The sequence below is a fragment of the Burkholderia sp. LMG 13014 genome (genome assembly GCF_905232215.1).
Taxonomy (GTDB): Bacteria; Pseudomonadota; Gammaproteobacteria; order Burkholderiales; family Burkholderiaceae; genus Burkholderia.
This window is the reverse complement of the sequence record NZ_CAJNKE010001070.1, coordinates 1-805: the sequence shown is the minus strand read 5'-3', so window position 1 is coordinate 805 and position 805 is coordinate 1. Positions and strand designations below refer to the sequence as shown.

General features: G+C 61.5%; 1 pseudogene. It reads right to left on the bottom strand.

Features of this window, described 5'->3' with window-relative positions:
• Positions 1 to 777, bottom strand: a pseudogene (locus JYJ84_RS37435) (type IV secretion protein Rhs); the annotation flags it as partial.
• Positions 778 to 805: the final 28 nt, after the last annotated feature.

Here is an 805-nt window from a genome sequence, read left to right as displayed (position 1 = left end):
CGTCTGACGCCCACGCTCATCGTATTCGAAGCGCGTCGTGCTCCCGGCCGGGTCGGTCGTGCTGACCAACTGCCGCTTTGCGTTCCACTCCAACTGCCATACATGGCCTTCGGCATCCGTATGGCTCGTCGGCTGCTGATCCTCGTTCCACGTCCAGCGCGTAACGCGACCGATCTGATCGGTAATCGTCACCGAACGCTGCGCGAGGTCCGCATCGAATGTGTACGCTTCGCCGTCGTTGGTCCAGTGGCGCACGACGCGCGCATCGCGACCAACACCCTGCCACGCATAGAAACATTGCAGGCCGCCACGCAGCGTGTGCTGGACCATCAGTCCGTGCTCGTATGCAAAGCGTCGCCCGATATGGCCGCTACGATCGGTAACGGCCACCAGTTCGCCGGTATGGCTGTACGTGTACCGCACCAGCGTGTCGGGTTGTTCACCGTCAACACCACGGGTCAGCTCGATCGAGGCAATACGTTGCGGATGCAACTTGTCGTAGGACAGTGTCAGCAAGCGACCGGCGCTATCGTGCAACCGAACGGGCCGCACGACGTCATCGTGAGCTTCTTGCTCCACCTCGATCCAGTTACCGTTACGATCCTCGAGACGCCTCAGCTTGAGCGCTTCGCTACCCGCATCGGTACGAGCACGGCCGAAATCGCGATACACACCGTCGACCGTTTCGACCACATAGTGGCCACCCTCGGTGCAGATCAGGTAAATGCCTTCAGGCACGCTGAAATGGCTCTCACCCGGCGGCACCGCCGGAAACACGATATCGCGCCCCTGCTCGTCCCAGTAC